The organism is Paenibacillus sp. FSL H8-0457 (genome assembly GCF_038051935.1).
Classification (GTDB): Bacteria; Bacillota; Bacilli; order Paenibacillales; family Paenibacillaceae; genus Paenibacillus_AQ; species Paenibacillus_AQ lautus_A.
The window spans coordinates 5,014,532-5,033,285 of sequence record NZ_CP150293.1 but is presented as its reverse complement, the minus strand read 5'-3'; the positions used below and the strand labels follow the sequence as shown (position 1 = coordinate 5,033,285).

Genomic DNA, 18,754 nt, shown 5'->3' with positions numbered 1-18,754 from the left:
AGAAGGATAAGTTTAACAATATCTATGTTATGTTATATGACATGAAACAGATGAAATTAATTACATAGAACTAGATTTCTGAGGGTGAATACCTAAGAAACCTTCCACGCACCATGAGCCTGAGTCATGGCATGTGGAAGGTTTATCTGTTTTTTTGGAGTATGAAGCTTACGGCTGACCAGGGGAAGGGCGCTGAAATGTGTCTTTTTTCTGCATAATGCTCATCAGCGGCGCAGGCTCCTGATAGGTGATCGATTCGTTCACACCGGCATCCAGCTGTCCGTTATTAAACTGGACCCCTACGAGATGCGTGCCGGATGGCGATGAAATACCCAAGGAACGTCCGCTGGTGGAGGTTCCGTTCAGGCCCTGATTGTTGCCCGGCGTGAAGACGGCAAGCACCTGAGACGGTAAGAGCTCATCCCCATCGGCATGATAGTTGGCAAGGAACTGCTCCAATTCCAGGTCATAACAGCAAGGCTGCTTCTTGATCCAGACCACCTTGGTTTCATTCGGGCCGATAAGGGTGTTGGTGCTGTAGCGATCCTTCGTAATGGTCCAGCGGTTGGACTTGGATTTGTCGAACGGAAGGGCAGGATCGTAATAATAGTAGATTTGATACCCTTCCAGGTCGATTTCCCGGTTCGTGGGGTTATAGATCTCCACATAATTGTAATTCCCTTGCTCGTTCGAGTTGGCGACCACTTCGGAGATATGCAGAGCTGTGGTCAAGGGCTGCTTGGGCACCGTTTCTCCGGTGGTTTTGTTGGATTGTTGTAGGGTGCCCTCCATCATGACGGGATAATGATCGCTAGGGTATTGGCCGTCTTCCTTGTAGTTGATAATCTCGCTGTGCAGGACATTCCACCCTTGGCCGTGCAGAATCCAGTCGATCCGGTTTCCGCTGCCGCCGCCCGTAGGGTCCTTGTAGTTATGGAAGGTTCCCAGATCATCGTTGGTTCGCTTCTTGGCCGTGACATGCGCATCCGACAACCCGTTGCTAGTAAAAATCGAATACGTATCGCTCCCCGGAAGCGTGTTGAAATCGCCGGTGATTACAACGGGGATATCCGGGTCAAATGCCTTCATCTTATCAACGATAAGTGCGGCGCTCTTCTGCCGGGAAACCTCGGATTGATGATCCAGATGCGTGTTGACCATATAGAAGGTTTTGCCGTTTCGAAGATCCTGAAAGCGAACCCAGGTTGCCATCCGCGGAATTTGGTTGCCCCAGCTGGCCGAGCTGATCGTCTGGGGCGTATCGGACAGCCAAAAATGAGACTGCTCCAGTGGCCTCAGCCGTTCCGTATTGTAAAAAATCGCCATATATTCCCCTAAGCTCCCGCCTTCACGTCCGACTCCGATCCGATCATATCCCGGCAGATCATTCTCCAGATCCACGATTTGCCGGTGGAGTCCTTCCTGCGTTCCAATGACGTCCGGCTGATGCTCCAGGATGAGGTTTCTGGTGACTGGGCGGCGGTTCTCCCAGGGCTGACTGTCATTGGCGGCATACCGCAGGTTGAAGCTCATAACCTTTAAAGGGCCCGACGAGGCTTCCGCGGTGCTTCCCATTTCGCCGGTAGCGGATAGCGATGCCGTTGTCAGAAATGTAAGCATCATGAACAGGCTGGTGATTTTGGGGATTCTCATTAAAATTCCTCCTTTGTCATGTGCAAGAATATGTTCCTAATGGATGCTGAGCAGGTCACTTGTCCTCCCTTCCTGATTTGCCCATATCATATCGTATTTTTAGCGGGCTGCGTATTTACATTTTTTTAGGTTTTTGCTGTTGTTTTGGTTATTCGTGGAGGAAATGGCTGGAAGAGGCCACTCGGGAAAGAAGAGAATATTAATATGGAGAGATGATGGCGATATGAGGTCCGTCAGGCTGTTCGTAATATGTAAACCTAGCTCCGCCTCTCCGGTTGTTTCCGGCTCCGCGGTGGTACGGCACAAGAAAGAGGCCAAGAAGACCATTGTAGCTGCAGGCCCCTTTGACCTCAATACCGTCATGAACGTAAATAACGCCTCAAGAAGCACAGGCTCCCGAGTTTTAGTTCACCTTTAACTACCAGCTTCAGGTTTTTAAGAATACGCCGAGCTCCCTTACTTTCCCTGTACCCGATGTGGCCGCCAGCTTTACATACCGGGTGAAATGCGTATTTTGCAGTAGCAGCGCTTTTTCCGTTTCCGGTTCGCCGCCTGATTCCCAGAAGAGCATATCGGTAATGCATTGATTGATTTTCCGCAAAAAAGCGTTACGGATATCTTGGTCTCCCATATGATGATAAAAAACGGTTAACAGGAGGCCGATCTCATACCGCTGAAGTCTTGATGAAGATTCGAAACGGTCCGGAAGCAGGTCAAAGTTCACCCTTTCCAGCCGATTCAGCTGCAAAGCCAGATCATAATGCTCAGCCAGCGGCTCCAATCCGGTTACGTGCGCACCTTCGCGGGCGAAATGCCGCGCGTAATATCCGATATTGCAGCCGATATCGATCACTTTCGTGCCGAGAAGAGAACGTGTACCCAAGAAATCCATAATGACATCAAGTCTTGTCGGATAGGTTTGATCGCGCTCGCTCTTCAAAAGAAGGTAGGAAGGGTGCAGTATGGGGGTATAAATAAGGCTCCGTTGATATCTCTGAAAAGAATCGGCAACCTCTGACAGTCCTTCGATATTCATCCAGTCCATATAATCTTCGCTGGACATTTTGACTTTCATGCTCCTCTTGCCTTGGCAATACAAAAAAGTCGACCTGTGATGTCCGTCCTTCAGGTTAAAATAACCTCCTGCGCGATTAAATTTCACCAAAGGCGGGTCTTGATGAAAAAAAGCGCTGTTGGACGACAGATCCACCTTCATCATGTGATACTGATTTTTCCTAAAGGAGAGGACCTCTTCATCCTGTAAAGGCGGGTCGATTCCCCTGGTGAGAAAGATCTTCTTATACCAATCCAGGTACGCGGACGGGCTGGCTTGTTCGTTCATGAAATATCGGTACAGGCTCTTGTGCGAATCAAAACGCATGATCGGCATATCAGCGGAAAGTTTATGATGTTCGTACCAGGAATCGGTGTAGTTGGGAATATCCTTTTTTCTTTCCTCCGTAACCAGATCCGTGAACAGCAGTTCGATCGGGACATCAACATTTACATACCCGGACATCGCTCAACCTCCAATATATCGTAGTTCCCTTATTTCGAAGAAAATTAAAAGGCTTCAACAATCTTCGATGGGAATGTTCAGTAGAACGTGCTTGCTTGTTGCAATGCTGGCATTCAGAAGGGTGACCGGAGAATTTGACATCATGATCATGGGGCGATGTTCTGGAGCATTCAGTCTTCAATAATATATTCTCTGCCTTATCGGCTTGACCCGACGCGTGACTCTATCTACATAAAAAACTATTCCTAGCAGTTGGGGCAGTCTCGTACTGGAGTATTTATTCGATGGAGATATGCGTGAGAAGGGGAGTCATTCCGAGTTGAAGTTTCATTAACGTCGTGCGATTGCGTGTTATGTGCGATAACGGTAGAATAAGGGGAGTTACCAGATATTTCATCCAAGAACCCTCCTCGCGGTTAACGCCAAAGGCGGGTTCTGTTTATGTAGATCATGTGCAAAGGATTGTGGATATGACGGAAAATGGGATCGTGCTTGTGGTCAGCGTTACCCTCGTACAGGGAGATCAAGTGTTTATTATCCAAGAAAATAAACCTTCGGTTCGGGATACCTGGAACTTCCCGGGAGGGCGCATCGAGCCTGGAGAAACGATGTTTGAGGCGGCTATTAGAGAAGTGAAGGAAGAAACAGGGTATGAAGTACAACTGACGGGTACAACAGGGGTTTATCAGTTCATCAGCAGTTTGAATTACCATGTCGTCATGTTTCATTTTACCGGAATCGTGACGGGGGGCTCGCTTGAGTTGGGTGCTGACGAGATCAAGGATTGCCGCTGGGTCACGCTGCCTGATCTCTTAGCGGATGACAGCATGATATTCCGGGATGCCGAAGTCATGGGGCGGATTGTGGAGAGCCTCGAAAAAGGCGTACAGCACCCGCTTGCGCTGTTTCATCCGTCTTAACTGCTTCTAACTTCGGGGTCATCGCATAATCATAATTCTTAGCGGATATTTCGTATTATTTTTTCGAATAAAGGAGCGAAAGAGGGATGATCCAACCTAAAAAAATCGCTTTTGGCGGATTCGTTGTCATTGGTATGTTCATATTACTGTACCTGATGAGTGAAACTCATAATGAAATTCAAAGGGCCTATACAGATTTATCTCCCCAGCAATTCTCGTTATTAAAGATGAGTTTATACGGATTCCTGTTCGGAGTTTTAATAGAGTGGAGAGCATGGGGTAGTTTAATTAAGGGGCAAGTTCGATTAAGCTGGCTGTTATTGCCCGCTGCTTTACTTACAGTCATCATCTTCATTCCTGGCATTTATTGGATTGAGTGGTTTGGACTTGGAAGGCTGTTCGTTATAGAGATGTTTGGGAAACCGGAAATACACATGCTGCTTTCCGTATTATCCGGTGTATTGTTTATTCGATCTATCTGCGACTAGAAACATATGAAGGGTACGATGATGTATGGAGGAGGTAAGGAAGTGGTGGTCAGCATCCGTTATCCCCTGGGCTCCTTTGAGCCATTGGTGGAGCCAACTTTGGAGGACAGACAGAAGTTTATGCAGCAGATTCCTTCAATCGTACCGACGCTTCGGCAAATCATCATGAAGTGTCCTCTTTCCCAGCTGCACATGCCATACCGTGAAGGTGGCTGGAGCATTCAGCAAATCGTGCACCATCTCGCCGATAACGACATGAACGCTTACTTGCGATTTAAGCGGGCATTGACTGAGGATGAGCCGCTGGCTAGCTCGTACCGGGAGGATTTATGGGCTGAGCTGAGCGATTACACGGAGGTTCCCGTTGAAAACTCGCTTTCGCTTCTGGAAACACTTCATTTTCGTTTTCTTATCCTGCTTAAGGATCTGCATCCCGAGGATTTCAAAAGAACCATGAGAACCCAAGTGCTCGGCAGCTTTACCCTGGACATCGCCTTGCAGCGATTCGTATGGCACAACCAGCATCATATCGCACAGATAAGATCCATAGCGAACCTCGAAACTGTGAAGTTACATAAGGAGTGAGCCCATATGAGCTGGAGATCCAGGGCAGAAGAAGCTAGATTCTAAGCCTTCCATGTCAGCATGAAGAACCAAACCAAAGGAGCGTAAAGCCATGGGAATGTCGGATTACTATAAAGATTTGAGAGAGAAGATCGGAGATCAGCTGATATTCATGCCGTCCGTTGCAGGCATTATCCGAAATGATCAGGATGATATTTTGTTCGGAAGAAAGCATCAGGAAGAATTATGGGGCCTTGTAGCAGGTGCCATCGAGCTGGGTGAGTCGCCGGCGGAGGCGATGATTCGCGAGGCGAAGGAAGAGACGGGGCTTGATATCAATCCTGAGCGAATCATTGGGGTGTATGGCGGAAAAGAACGCCGATATACATACAGCAATGGACACCAAGTGGAGTACCTCACCATTGTGTTCGAGTGCAGCGTTGTGAGCGGTGAGCTGGACCCGGAGAATGACGAGTTTGCGGAGCTGGCGTTCTATCCGGAGGATCAGCGGCCGCCGACGGCTCTAAAATACCCGGAGCATATTTTCATTAAAGCCAATGGAGAGCGTGCACATTTTTAATAGAAAGCAGGCGCCGCCTATGACAGTAAAAGCGATCATCTTCGATCTGGATGAGACATTAACGGACAGAAGGGCAGCAATTAACACGTTCATCAAGCGATTGATTGCCAGGTACTTTCCCGATTCCGATGAAGCTGCACAAATGATGATAGCCAAGCGATTCAAGGAAGCGGATCATAACGGCTATCGGGACAAGCGCGAAGTGTATGAGATGCTGGTCGAGCAGCTTCCGTGGGTGAATCCCCCGGAGGCGGATGAATACCTGTCATTTTTCAGAGGGGAAATCGCCAGTTGTATCCAGCCGATGGATCAGCTGGTTTCCGTCCTGCGCGAGTTGAAGACTTGGGGACTTAAGCTTGGCATCATCACCAATGGAACCGTTCAAGTCCAAGAGGGCAAGATCCATCAGCTGGGAATTCGCGAATACTTCGATTCTATCGTGATCTCCGAAGAGGCTGGCGTCAAAAAGCCGGAGCCTGCAATCTTTACGAGAGCTCTGAGCCAACTTCACGTAATGCCATCAGAGGCATGGTACGTCGGAGACCATCCGCATAACGATGTAATCGGGGCAGCACAATGCGGTATCAAAGCCATCTGGTATACGAGAGACGGGGGATGGGACGCCTCTATGGACGTGAAGCCATACAGGACCATACATAAGCTGGAACAATTGATCCCTATATATGCCGAACACCATGAAGGCAAGTGCATAAGATAAATTTTATGTCATTGGAGGTGCAGGTATTGAAGCGATTCAAAAGCAATCATGGACAAAAGCTCGTCTATGCATCCTACGACCGCCTGCTGTCGTCATGGACGGTACCGTATGAGCAGCATAATATTTCTACTTCCTACGGTATGACTCACGTTATAACAGTAGGTTCTTCGGATCTTCCTCCGCTGCTGTTACTGCATGGAACGGGCGATAACGTCGCCATGATGTGGATATATAACGTGGAGGAGCTATCCCGTAACTTTCATATCATCGCGGTGGACAATATCGGAGGGTCCGGGAAGAGCGAGCCGAACGACAAGTATGCTCGCGAATTCAATCAGGCAACATGGTTGGACGAGGTCCTTGAGGCAATGAATGTGGACGCTGTCTATATCGCGGGCGTATCCTATGGAGCTTATCTGGCCTATCATTACGCCATCGTCAGACCGGATCGGGTGAACAGGATTGTTTGTTTGGCCGGGAGCATTGCCGGAAGCCAGTTTGAAGTGATGAGCAAAATGATGAGGGCTTTTCTGCCGGAAGCCTTATTCCCTTCGGAACGAAATGTGCGTTCATTGCTTCGTAAGCTGTGCGGTACCCATGCAGATGCATTCGAGAACAATCCGGAGCTGATGCAGCACTGGTTCTACTTGCTGAAGTACTTCAACAATCGCTCCATGATGAAGCATGCGATTACGATCCATTCGCCAGCGGACGTTCAGGCTATTCGCAGCAAGACCTTGTTCGTCATTGGCGAGCGGGATTTGCTTAGTCATTATCCGAAGGCGGTTGCCAGATTGGAGACGAACGGGATGCGCTACCGCATCGTTAACGGGGCGGGTCACGCCATTAACCATGAGATGCCGGAGCTCGTTCATGAAGAGATTATAGGCTTTTGCAAGGAAGCTTGAACGAGGTGTGCCGATATGAAAATGAGACGTTTTGCCGCTTTAATCATCATTGCGCTTGCCGCGCTAGGCGTGGTTCTATTCGGCAATATGATGACGCCTCGGCCCGGCAGCAGCTCCGGAAACGGCAATCCTGCCATCCTGCTGCTGATCCCTTTAAGCATTCTTTTTCTTATGTTGGTCTATCAATGGATTCGTTTATTTAAAGATGTGAAGTTGTCACTCAGCAGATTGAGTTTGTTGATCTTAGTGCTGATCGGCTATATCATAGCGGGGTATGCTTATCAGCTTCATCGACTCGAAATCTATAGAGAAATCCTAGCCGAGGCTTTCCAATTGAGGTGGGGCCAAACGGACTGGGATCACATCGTATCGATAACGTCCGGCGGTCTCCTTTCGATACATATGAACAATCAATTTTTCAATTGGAACACGTATTTCATGATGATTGCCTTCTCGCTGCTGCTGTGCTTCATGTACAAACTGATACAGGACATCATGAACAGAAGACAAGGAACATCCGCGGAGAATTAATTTCGTAAGCGGGCTGGATAGGGGGACAAATTGTGTCTATTGATAAAATTTACGACAAGCAGGCTCAAGCCTATGAGGCCATGGTTAGCAGACAGCCTGATTTATCTGAACTTATCCATAGGGTCAGACCGCACGAAGGACTGGATGTTCTTGATTTGGGGGCAGGATCAGGCCGATTATCGATGCTGCTTGCCGCCGACGCTAGATCATTGATCTGTACCGACATATCGCAACCCATGCTTGTTATTTTGGACGATAAATGCTCTGAAGCTTTAGATTCTCGCAATTGGACCACAATGGTTGCTGATCATCGCAATCTCCCGGTTGCTTCATCGAGTGTAGATCTGATTGTATCGGGCTGGAGCATTAGTTATCTGGCCGATTCCAGCCATGAGGAATGGCGTGAGAATCTTGAACTTGTGATGTCGGAGCTGCATCGAGTTTTGAGACCCGGGGGGACGATCTTGATACTGGAAACGATGGGAACCGGAACGGAGACGCCGAATCCTCCCGATTTCCTAACCGGTTATTACGCTCAATTGGAGCAGCAATACGGATTTAGCCATCAGTGGATTCGGACCGATTATGTTTTTGATACGGTAGAGGAGGCATTGCTACACACAGGCTTCTTTTTCGGTGAAGAGTTAACGGGTAAGATCATAGCGAACCAATGGTCAACGGTGCCGGAGTGCGCGGGGGTCTGGTGGAAGCATGTTTAACTAGGAGGTGACACGGCCTTGTGGAACTTCTAATCTATGTCGTGTTGTTCATCCTGAATATTCCGATCTATAAGTGGATCTTTAGACGAATTTTCGATGACGTGGATGATCTGAAGCAGTCGGTGAAGTATTCGTTTACGCCGGATATTATCTCTTTGTTCCGCAGACGTTATTGGAAGGATCAGTTCGGGGAACTGAAGCTGTCCGTTTTCTATTTTTGTTGTTTACTGATCTTCGTCATAGAGTGCGTGGTCGTGGCGAAGGTGATTGACGTGATCTTTCGATGAGTTAGCAAAGGCTATCCAAGCGTCGTTTTGACCTGGATAGCCTTTTTATTGTGCGCCAACCGGTTACTTCCCGCTGACTTGATAATGATGCTCCACATATTCAATGAATCGTCTGGCCGCAGGCGAAAGGTAGCGGTCTTCCCTCCACTTCAAGCCAATCTCCCAGAACCAGCCTTCATCGGTAATGGGAATCCACGAGAGGCCTTCCAGCATGAGGCCGGCCGTTTTCGGCAGAACGGAGACGCCAAGTCCCTCTTTAATAAAACCCGCAACGGTGGCCAAATCTTCTGCATCGTACGTCGAAGACAGAATAAAGCCGGTATGCTGAAATCGCGATTGAATCGTGGCTCGAAGGCCGCAATTATGCTTCAAGCCGACGAACGGCTCTCCGGACAAATCCATCAGACTTAGCGAGGGGCGATTCGCCAAGCGGTGGTGACTTGAAACCACGATATATAAAGGCATGGTTCTCATGACCAGCCAGTTATGTTGATCTATAGTTGATTCTCTCGATGTAATCATGAGGTCCGAATGTCCTTTTTCCAAATGTTCGTCAATATCGCCGAGGTTTCCCTGATGCAATTCAAAACGAACCTTGGGATGAGCCAGCTGATAGGCCCTGACAAGGGCAGGGACGAGATCGACCCCTAAAATATTCAGGTAAGAAACCGAAATGATCCCCGTGTCCGGATTGGACGATTCTTCGATTTCCTGCATCCCGTTCTGAATGTCCTGGAGGGCCTGCTCCACCCATCTGGCAAACATGCTGCCATAGCGGTTAAGCTTCACATTACGGCCATTTCGTTCAAATAGCGGGACGCCCAGCTCACTCTCCAACTTGGAGATGGCGTGGCTTAAAGCCGGCTGCGTGATGCTGAGCGCTTTCGATGCCTTCGTCATATGTTGAAGACGGGAAACCGTCAAAAAATACTCCAGCTGTGTAAGCTCCAATCGCTAAGCACCTACTTTATATGAATTTTATTTATAGATTTTATGATTATTATAAATTGGACGTAATAAAAGCGTCAAGGTAAGATATCCTTGTCTTCAACCGGAGCGGGGGAGGATAAGCGGCGTCAAGCCTGAGGAATATCATATCATAAGGAGTGAAGCGTTTATGATCGAGATAAGCGAGAAGCAGCTGCCGAGTATAATTCGCACATTTATATCCGCAAGCAATGATCATGATACAAACCGGATGCTTTCGTGCATCGGCAAGGATGCTATAGTCGTCGATGACAGCAGGGAGTTTAGGGGCAAGGCAGCCATACAGAAATGGAGCGACGACGAATTCATCGGCGCACGGGTAAATGTCCGGGCGACAAACATTCATCAACGCCTAGACCAGTACATCGTTTCAACCGAAGTAAATGGTGATTATCCGGCAGGCCCTTACTATTTTGATTTTTGTTTCACGGTGCAAAGCGGTCAGATTTCAAAATTACAGATTACTGAATCAAAGTAAGGAAAAAATACCATAATCAAAATTTGAGCGTTCGAATACTGGAGGGCCATTATGAAACATAGACATGAAGGACCATGGAATGAGTTTGAAGGCAAAAGAGTGCTGGTTACTGGAGGAACCAGAGGAATGGGTCAGGCCATCGTAAAGCGGCTTTCAGACGGAGGGGCGGCTGTACTGACTACCGCCCGTTCCGAACCTAGCGTTCGGGTCGGCTCCGGCTTGTTCGTTCAAGCCGATATTGCGACGTCTACAGGCGTCGATAAGGTGATTCAAGGTGTACAGGAGCACCTGCATGGAATTGACATTGTGGTGCACTGCGTAGGCGGTTCGACCACACCCCCTGGAGGAGCGCTTGCCTTGACTGACGAGGATTGGGTTCAAGCCTTGAATTGGAATCTTCTCGCGGCGGTTCGTTTGGACAGGGGGCTGCTGCCGTATATGGTAGAGCAGGGATCGGGTGCCATCATTCATATCACTTCGATACAGAGACGCCTGCCGCTCTATGAAACCACGCTGGCTTATGCCGCGGCGAAGGCTGCCCTTGCCAATTACAGCAAAGGGTTATCCAACGAGTTTTCTCCGCGGGGCATTCGAATTAACGCCGTATCGCCCGGATTCATTCAGACAGAGGCTGCAGATGCCATGATCGACCGGATTGCGTCGGTATCAGGAAGCCGAGAAAGCGCGCTTCAGGAATTGATGGATTCGCTCGGGGGGATTCCTCTTGGACGTCCCGGGCTTCCGGAAGAGGTAGCCGAGCTGGTGGCATTTCTTGTATCGGACCGGGCGTCATCCATAACGGGAAGCGAATATGTGATCGACGGCGGCACCATACCAACCGTCTAATGATAAGATTTAGCGTGAGAACAGTGGTACTTCATCATCCATATGTAAAACAGGCTATCCGGAGAGCTTAGGCGCTCTGAGATAGCCTGTTTCTTATGAGCATATCCTTCGCAAGCGATCGGTGCGATCAGCCAAAAGAGGCCATATTGCATTTTAACAAATGAGTCGCTCCAGATGCGTTATATCCCGATATGGATCGGAAGATCGTTGTATAGTAAGCGCTTTAACCGCCCTTCTATAATGGTAGCAAGCTGTAAAAGGCGCTTGATGCTATAAAACGGCCTGAATGCAGCACAGATGCACGCAGAAGGAGGCAATCCACAGATGTTAGGAAGCAGCGATACGGCGGTGAACGTGGGGGTGAATGCCGAAACTCACATTCGCTTGGCGAATGGCCTGGTAGCCATTGAGGTGGATTTGGAAAAAGGCGGTTACGCCTACGCAGGCAGCAAGGGATTCGTTCTGCAAGAAGTACGAAGCGGATTTCGATGGCAGGGCCGGGAATACCATACGGGACATTACGACCGCCACTATATGATGGGGCAGCCGGAGAAGATCCAAGATTCGTTCAGAACCGGAATCCATGCCGTGATTAAGCATGAATCCGATCTGCTCCCAGGCCTGGAACAGCATTTTTATGTCTATGAGGGAGCTTCATCTTTCATCACAAGAGTCGTCATAGTCGGTCAAGAGGAATTAAAGGTAAACCGCATCGCGGTGGTGAAAACCGATAGCATATCCAGCGGGAGCGAGACGGTTCCGGGAGAAGCGCTGCATGTGCTGCGCGTGCCTTATGATAATGACAAATGGGTGCGCTATCTGACGGAGACGGCCCCGCTGGAGACGGAAAGCTACGAAGTGACGGCCTTGTTCCAGCCGGACAGCCGTTATGGATTGATTCTGGGATCGATCAGTCATGACGTATGGAAAACCGGCATTCGCGTCAAAGGGGAAACCGCAGGCAAGCTGGATGAACTGGAACTGTACGCTGGCGCTGCCGACGCCATGACCCGAGATTCCCAGCCGCATGGCTACGTAAGAGGAACCCGCGTCGCATCTCCGCTGGTTATGGTAGGGGATTACGACGATTACCGGACAGGACTCGAAGCGTATGGGGAAGCGAATGCGAAGGTAGCGCCTGCACTGAGTTGGGACGGCGGTGTCCCGATCGGTTGGAACAGCTGGTCGGCCGCCATGAGCACGCTGGATTACGACCTCTATGTGGCGACGAGCGATTTTCTGAAGCGGGAGGTTCAGCCGCAGGGCTTTCATAACGAGGATACCCTGTACATGAATTTCGATGCGTTCTGGGATCGCCTGACGCCTGTCGAGATGGAGGATGCCTTGAAAAGGGTCCGCGAGAACGGGCACAAACCCGGTACATACTGGACGCCGTTTGCTTTCTGGGGAAGTCCGGCCGGGTTCGGCAGCCCCGTGGAGGGCACCGATGGGAAGTATACTTATGGCGATATCCTGCTTCGCGACCAGGATGGCGAGATTTTGCCGGATGTTGACGGCGGACTTGCGATTGATCCTACGCATCCCGGGAACCTGGCGCGAATCGATTGGTTCATGGATAAATTCGTCTCCGAGGGATTTGAGTATATCAAGCTGGACTTCATGGCTCATGCGGCTCTGGAAGGCAAGCATTACGACCCGAATATTACGACGGGGATCGCTGCTTACAATTACGGCTTATCGTATCTGACGGATAAACTCTCCCCGGAGCGGATCGGCAGACCGTTCTTCATCAACCTGTCGATTGCCCCGCTGTTCCCTTATTCCTATGCGCACAGCCGCAGAATTTCCTGCGATGTGTTCGGAACGATCCAGGATACGGAATATTTGCTGAACTCGCTGACGCACGGGTGGTGGATGAACGATACGCTGTACCGTTTTAACGATCCGGACCATGCCGTGATCTATAAAAGCTTCAATCAGGATTCGACGACCCGCCATGAAGGGCGAAGCCGTCTGACCGCGTCCGTGATCTCGGGAACGGTGCTGCTGCTGGGCGATGACTTCCGGCATGAGGAAGCGGCATGGCGCGCCAAGAACTGGCTGGGAAATGAGGCGATCACAGAGATTGCGAGACTGGGCAGAACCTTTGTGCCCGTAGAGGGGAATCTGGGGAAACAGGCTGCGGATACGTTTGTACTGACCCATCCGAGCGAAGCGGGAACCACGTATATTGCCGTATTTAACTTTGACGGGGCCGAGTCCGTGCAGAAGACGATTTCCTTGGAACGGTGCGGACTCGAGGCGCACGCTTCCTACTCGGTCCTGGATGTGTGGGAAGGCTTGACAGGTCAAGCGAACGGCACACTTACGGTCGAGCTGGCGCCAGCCGAATCGAAAATTCTAAAGTTAGCCGAAATCAATGAATAAGAGGAGGAGAGGTTCAGTGAATATCCATCCGTTCAAATTCTTCCAAAAGCCATTCATGCTATTCTTATCGATGCTGTTAGCGGGGGCTATGCTAGGCAGCTCCTTTGCTTCGGCAGAACCGCAGCCGCCGAGTCAAACGGCCGGAGGCATCCTTTCCTACGAGGCCGAGGCATCTCAGAACACGTTTACCGGCAATGCAGGAGCGGTCGATTGCGGCTTCTGTTCGGGCGGGCAAAAAGCCGGCAATCTGTACGGCGGCTCCACGCTGACGTTCAACGGGATTCAGGCCGATAAGGCCGGTATCTACAATATGAACATGTTCTACATCTCCGGGGATTCCCGCGCGGCTTCGATCTCCGTAAACGGAGCGGAGAAGGAGAACTTCAGTTTTCCGAAAACAGCGGATTGGAACACGATCGGCACCTATCAGATTCAAATTTACTTGAAGCAGGGCAGCAACACGATTCTGTTCGATGATGCAGGCGGCTACTCGCCCGATTTTGACAAAATTGAGCTGACCTTTGATTCAGCCGGCGATGACGGATCAGACCCAGATGGAAGCATTGGCGATTTAGGCAAGCAAAAGAAAGCCACGAGCTATGGCTCCATCACCTTGACCGAGTATGCCAACGGCTTCAAGGTATCCAATCCGACGTATGAGCTGCTGTACAACACCTCGACCGGTTTGTCGCAATACAATTGGAACGGCAAACCGGTTGCCAAGGGGTTATACAGCGAGATCCAGCTCGACCGGATGGTTGCAAGCAAGGACTATAAACATCATAAATTTTATAAAAATCAGGTGGTCCCATTCCAGGATGCCACCGGCAAGGGCATCAAGGTGACGGTCGTGAATGAGGATGGGGGAATGCCATCGCTCAGCCAAATTTATTATGTCTACGAAGACGGGCCATATTTGCTTACGGAAACAGTCGCTACCCACAATTCCGCCATATCTTCGGGAAACATAGCGCCCATCGCGATGGAAGCGAGAGGCGGCATCGACATCGGCAGCTATGACGATAACCGTGTCCTCGTCGTTCCTTTCGACAATGATGCTTGGTCCAGATACCAAGCGAAGTCGATGAATACCGGCCTCAACAATGGTCTGTATATCAGCTCGGAGCTTACGGCCATCTATGACAATACGAGCCGGAACGGCCTCGTTATCGGATCGGTGACGCATGACACGTGGAAAACCGGCATCTATTGGAGCGGCTCGAATGACAAATTGAACAAACTGCGCGTATATGGCGGATTTACGTCATCCACCTCCACGTGGGACACGATCTCGCATGGAAAAGTAACGGGCAAGCAGATTGCTTCGCCGAAAATCATGGTCGGCTTTTTCGAGGATTATCGGACCGGGCTGGAGGCGTTTGGCCAGGTGAATGCAGCGATCCAGCCTCCGTTAGCCTTTGGCGAGGACATTCCTGAAGGCGTTCCGGTCGGCTGGAACAGCTGGGGAGCTTATGCCAGCGATTTGAGCTATGACAAGGCAGTCTCGGTCTCCAATTATTTTAAAGACCATATTCAGAACCATTCCTTCAACAATGAAGGCAATATCTACATCAATCTCGATTCCTATTGGGATAACATGACGGATCAGCAGCTGACGGATCTGGTTCAGCTCATTCATAGCAATGGACAGAAGGCCGGTATCTATTATTCGCCGTTCGTGTACTGGGGCAACAATATGGAGCAGGAGGTCGAAGGGACCAACGGCAAATATAAATACGGCGATATCGTGCTGCGCGATTGGGACGGCAACGTGCTGCCGACGCTGGACGGCGCTTATGCCGTGGACCCGACGCATCCGGGCGTGAAGCAACGGATCGATTATTACATGAATAAGTTCAAGAGCAAGGGCTTTGAATATATCAAAATCGATTTTTTGAGCCATGGGGCAATGGAAGGCAAGCATGATGACCCTAGCGTTCAAACCGGCATCCAGGCCTATAACCAAGGGATGGCTTACGTGAATGAAGTGCTGGACGGCTCCATGTTCATCAGCGCTTCCATCGCGCCGCTGTTCCCTAGCCAATATGCGCACAGCCGCCGCATCTCCTGCGATATCGACGGCAGCATCGGCAGCACGGAATACCAGCTGAACAATCTGACGTACGGCTGGTGGCAGAACGGAACGATCTACCATTATACCGATCCGGACTATATGCACTTAACCAAAGGCGGGTCGATGGAAGGCGCGCAGTCTCGCGTCAATGCGGCCGCGATCTCCGGCACGGTCTTCCTGAATTCGGATGACGTAACGGATGCGACGGCACGGCAGTACATGGAAACGCTGCTGACCAACCCCGAAGTGAACGGACTGGCGATGAAGGGCAAGGCGTTCCGGCCGGTAGAAGGCAACACGGGCACGCAGGCAGCCAACGTATTCGTACTGGACGATCAGGGAACCCGCTATGTAGCCGTGTTTAACTATACGCAAAATGCGGCGCAGCGCACCGTAGATCTCGTTCGTGCCGGTATCGCTTCGGAAGGGGCGGCGTCCTATACGGTGACGGATGTATGGAGCGGCCAATCTCAGACGGTGTCTGGCTCTTCGCTGGATGTGACGCTTATAGCGGCCGAATCCAAGCTTTATAAAATCGTCCCTAATCCATAACAAGTAGTCATCGAATCATCATGTACATCTGCAAGTTCATCGCGGTTCCCGGCTCCATCCGGGAATCGCGATTTCTTGCTTTTGCTGTAAAGGTAGTGCTTGTCTCAATATTGGAAAATCAAATGAAGAGGAGAAAACAACATGTCAGATATGAAACTATGGTACACGAAACCGGCCCAGGGCTGGTCGCAAGGACTGCCGATCGGCAATGGCCGAATGGGGAATGTGGTCATATCCGCTCCTGACAGAGAAATATGGAATATCACCGAAACCACCTATTGGTCCGGCCAGCCGGAGCCGGCTCAAGGGCGAAGCAACAGCAAAGCGGATTTAGAACGGATGCGGCAGCATTTCTTCCAGGGCGATTATCGCGAAGGCGATCGGCTAGCCAAGAAGCACCTGGAGCCGGAAAAATTGAATTTTGGCACCAATCTGGGACTATGCCAAGTCGTGCTGGAGTTTGATCATAACGTGAAGCCATCCGAAGGCGGGAGACAAGAAGCAGCAGCTGAGCCGCTGTTCTATCGGGAACTGGATCTGCAGGAGGCGGTGGCACGTTCTTTTTGCGAGATCGATGGAGCGGAGATGACGCGAGAGGTATTTGCTTCCCATGCCGATCAGGTCATCGTTTCGCGGATTCGCAGCAGCCATGGCTCGTCAGGCGTGTCATTCCGCATTTCGATTCGAGGCGAGAATGGTCCTTTTCATGCTAACGTAACGGGGAAGGACACGATCGAATTCCGGGGACAGGCGCTGGAAGACGTACATAGCAATGGGGAGTGCGGGGTGTCCTGCCAAGGCCAGCTTCGGGTCGCTGCGGAAGGCGGGAAGGTGAGCTGCACGGCTGACACCATAAGCGTATCCGGGGCGGATGAGGCGGCGATTTATTTTGCGGTGAATACGGATTACCGTCAAGAAGGTGAGAGCTGGCGGGAGAAAAGCGCGTTTCAGCTAGAACAGGCTGTGCTGCTGGGATATGACGCGCTCAGAGCCAAGCATCTGGCGGATTATCAGCCGCTGTATGCCCGTGTGCGATTGGATCTGGGAAGCTCCGAGCATGCCAGTCTGCCTACGGACGAGCGGATCGGCAGGTTCAAGCAGGGCAAGCAGGATGATCCGGCGTTGTTTGCGTTGTTTTATCAATATGGAAGGTACTTGACGATTAGTGGATCACAACCAGACTCTATCCTGCCCATGCATTTGCAAGGCATATGGAATGACGGCGAAGCCAACAAGATGGCCTGGAGCTGCGATTATCACCTGGATACGAACACCCAGATGAATTATTTTCCGACGGAGGCCGCGAACCTGAGCGAGAGCCATGAGCCGCTCATGCGGTACATCCAGCAGCTGTCGGTGGCCGGTCGCTCGGCTGCGCGCCATTATTATGATGCCGAAGGCTGGGTGGCCCATGTATTCTCCAATGCCTGGGGATTTGCGTCACCGGGGTGGGAAACCTCCTGGGGGCTCAACGTGACGGGCGGACTGTGGATCGCGACGCATATGATGGAGCATTACGCGTATAACCAGGATCAGGCTTTTCTGGAGGAGCTGGCCTATCCCGTCCTGAAGGAGGCCGCGGCCTTTTTCATGGATTACATGACCGTGCATCCGAAGTATGGCTGGCTGGTGACAGGTCCGTCGAATTCGCCGGAGAACAGCTTTTATACCGGCCATCCGGAGGATGGGCATCAGCAGTTGTCCATGGGCCCGACCATGGATCAGGTCCTGGTTCGGGATCTGCTGACGTTCTGCGTGAACGCAGCACAGACGCTGGGCGTGGATGAGGAGCTTCAGCAGCAGTGGCAGACGGCGCTGGATCAACTGCCTCCGCTGATGATCGGCAGGAAGGGGCAGCTGCAGGAATGGCTGGAGGACTATGAGGAGGCGCAGCCGGAGCATCGCCATCTGTCGCATCTATATGCCCTGTATCCCGGCAGCCAAATCACCCCGCATCGTACGCCGGAACTAGCTGCGGCAGCCCGAGTGACACTGGAGAACCGGAACAGCCGGGCCGACCTGGAGGATATCGAATTTACCGCAGCGCTGTTCGGACTCTTCTACGCCCGACTGCATGACGGAGACCGAGCGGTGCAGCATATCGCCCACCTGATCGGGGAACTGTGCTTCGACAACATGCTCACCTACTCCAAACCCGGCGTAGCCGGAGCCGAGGCCAACATCTTTGTCATCGACGGCAACTTCGGTGGAACCGCCGCCATTGCGGAAATGCTGCTGCAGAGCCACGAAGGCGAGATTCATCTCCTGCCCGCACTGCCGGCGATGTGGCCGACGGGCAGCGTGACAGGGCTGAAGGCGAAAGGGAATATTGAGGTGGATATGAGATGGAAAGATGGGAAGTTGGTTGAGGCGAGGGTGAAGGGAAATGAGGATAAGAGTGTGCGGGTGTTTTATGAGGGGAGGGGTGGGACTACACATAAATCGAGTGAATTGCATTCTTCTAGAATTGATTTAACTTGAAAATAATCGTGGATTGTAACAAGGTGGGTTATGCTGAATTATCAGTTAGGTCAATAATATT

At 50.9% G+C, this 18,754-nt stretch carries 17 protein-coding genes; 14 read left to right on the top strand and 3 right to left on the bottom strand.

Going from position 1 to position 18,754, the window contains the following annotated elements; genetic code table 11:
- Window positions 1–168: 168 nt before the first annotated feature.
- Window positions 169–1,653, bottom strand: a complete 1,485-nt coding sequence (locus MHI43_RS22400; protein ID WP_036664147.1) for an endonuclease/exonuclease/phosphatase family protein — start codon at window positions 1,651–1,653, stop codon at window positions 169–171.
- Between the two features lie 427 nt (window positions 1,654–2,080).
- On the bottom strand, window positions 2,081–3,172 hold the full coding sequence (locus MHI43_RS22395; RefSeq protein ID WP_036664144.1) for an SAM-dependent methyltransferase: 1,092 nt from the start codon (window positions 3,170–3,172) through the stop codon (window positions 2,081–2,083).
- 470 nt (window positions 3,173–3,642) lie between these two features.
- Between MHI43_RS22395 and MHI43_RS22390 the strand changes: the two genes are divergently transcribed.
- The 9 genes from MHI43_RS22390 (at window position 3,643) to MHI43_RS22350 (ending at window position 8,887) form a co-directional block, all read left to right on the top strand.
- Complete coding sequence (locus MHI43_RS22390) at window positions 3,643–4,092, top strand: NUDIX hydrolase (protein ID WP_015736527.1); 450 nt, start codon at window positions 3,643–3,645, stop codon at window positions 4,090–4,092.
- An 86-nt stretch (window positions 4,093–4,178) separates the two neighbouring features.
- Complete coding sequence (locus MHI43_RS22385; RefSeq protein WP_015736526.1) at window positions 4,179–4,580, top strand: hypothetical protein; 402 nt, start codon at window positions 4,179–4,181, stop codon at window positions 4,578–4,580.
- A gap of 18 nt (window positions 4,581–4,598) precedes the next feature.
- A complete protein-coding gene (locus MHI43_RS22380; protein WP_049788730.1) occupies window positions 4,599–5,165 on the top strand; it encodes a YfiT family bacillithiol transferase in 567 nt (188 codons plus the stop codon).
- Window positions 5,166–5,256: 91 nt separating this feature from the next.
- Window positions 5,257–5,724 carry an NUDIX domain-containing protein gene (locus MHI43_RS22375; RefSeq protein WP_015736524.1) on the top strand — a complete coding sequence of 156 codons (468 nt, stop codon included), beginning with the start codon at window positions 5,257–5,259 and terminating at the stop codon, window positions 5,722–5,724.
- 19 nt (window positions 5,725–5,743) lie between these two features.
- Window positions 5,744–6,442, top strand: a complete 699-nt coding sequence (locus tag MHI43_RS22370) for an HAD family hydrolase (protein WP_015736523.1) — start codon at window positions 5,744–5,746, stop codon at window positions 6,440–6,442.
- A 26-nt stretch (window positions 6,443–6,468) separates the two neighbouring features.
- Window positions 6,469–7,350: an alpha/beta hydrolase gene (locus tag MHI43_RS22365; RefSeq protein WP_015736522.1), complete on the top strand. Its 882-nt coding sequence runs from the start codon at window positions 6,469–6,471 to the stop codon at window positions 7,348–7,350.
- A 15-nt stretch (window positions 7,351–7,365) separates the two neighbouring features.
- A complete protein-coding gene (locus MHI43_RS22360) occupies window positions 7,366–7,881 on the top strand; it encodes a hypothetical protein (RefSeq protein WP_015736521.1) in 516 nt (171 codons plus the stop codon).
- A 32-nt stretch (window positions 7,882–7,913) separates the two neighbouring features.
- Complete coding sequence (locus MHI43_RS22355; protein ID WP_036664136.1) at window positions 7,914–8,600, top strand: class I SAM-dependent methyltransferase; 687 nt, start codon at window positions 7,914–7,916, stop codon at window positions 8,598–8,600.
- A 20-nt stretch (window positions 8,601–8,620) separates the two neighbouring features.
- Window positions 8,621–8,887: a hypothetical protein gene (locus tag MHI43_RS22350; protein ID WP_015736519.1), complete on the top strand. Its 267-nt coding sequence runs from the start codon at window positions 8,621–8,623 to the stop codon at window positions 8,885–8,887.
- A gap of 63 nt (window positions 8,888–8,950) precedes the next feature.
- Here MHI43_RS22350 and MHI43_RS22345 read toward each other — a convergent pair whose 3' ends face one another.
- Window positions 8,951–9,838 carry a LysR family transcriptional regulator gene (locus tag MHI43_RS22345; protein WP_015736518.1) on the bottom strand — a complete coding sequence of 296 codons (888 nt, stop codon included), beginning with the start codon at window positions 9,836–9,838 and terminating at the stop codon, window positions 8,951–8,953.
- A gap of 166 nt (window positions 9,839–10,004) precedes the next feature.
- Between MHI43_RS22345 and MHI43_RS22340 the strand changes: the two genes are divergently transcribed.
- From MHI43_RS22340 to MHI43_RS22320, 5 genes are all read left to right on the top strand, one after another.
- Entirely contained in the window at window positions 10,005–10,352 is a 348-nt protein-coding gene (locus MHI43_RS22340; RefSeq protein WP_015736517.1) for a nuclear transport factor 2 family protein, read from the top strand.
- Window positions 10,353–10,403: 51 nt separating this feature from the next.
- Complete coding sequence (locus MHI43_RS22335; RefSeq protein WP_015736516.1) at window positions 10,404–11,198, top strand: SDR family oxidoreductase; 795 nt, start codon at window positions 10,404–10,406, stop codon at window positions 11,196–11,198.
- A 324-nt stretch (window positions 11,199–11,522) separates the two neighbouring features.
- Complete coding sequence (locus MHI43_RS22330; protein WP_015736515.1) at window positions 11,523–13,586, top strand: alpha-galactosidase; 2,064 nt, start codon at window positions 11,523–11,525, stop codon at window positions 13,584–13,586.
- Window positions 13,587–13,602: 16 nt separating this feature from the next.
- Window positions 13,603–16,212, top strand: a complete 2,610-nt coding sequence (locus MHI43_RS22325) for a carbohydrate-binding protein (RefSeq protein ID WP_036664132.1) — start codon at window positions 13,603–13,605, stop codon at window positions 16,210–16,212.
- 141 nt (window positions 16,213–16,353) lie between these two features.
- On the top strand, window positions 16,354–18,693 hold the full coding sequence (locus MHI43_RS22320) for a glycoside hydrolase family 95 protein (protein ID WP_051425388.1): 2,340 nt from the start codon (window positions 16,354–16,356) through the stop codon (window positions 18,691–18,693).
- Window positions 18,694–18,754 lie beyond the last annotated feature (61 nt).